1 pseudogene is annotated in these 230 nt (G+C 40.9%); it reads left to right on the top strand.

Features of this window, described 5'->3' with window-relative positions:
• Nucleotides 1–230, top strand: a pseudogene (locus tag SB775_RS34400) (hypothetical protein); the annotation flags it as partial.

The raw sequence follows: 230 nt of genomic DNA, 5'->3' as shown, positions 1-230 counted from the left end.
CTTGTTCTTATCTTTATTGGTGGCTTAATGATTTCTGTGCTACTCGGTAATGGGATGGGAATTATATGGCACGGCGAGGAGCTTTCATGGAGTGAACCGATCGCTTCTGCAATCGCTTACGTTTTCTCGGGAATAAATGAAACCGCAGCCATTTCTGTGTTCTATTTCTCTTGGTGGGTGCATCTACTAATTTTGTTAACGTTTTTAGTGTATGTTCCACAATCAAAACA

Source organism: Peribacillus sp. SIMBA_075 (genome assembly GCF_046534585.1).
The sequence above is the reverse complement of the archived record's forward strand: the minus strand, read 5'-3'. Positions and strand labels throughout refer to the sequence as shown.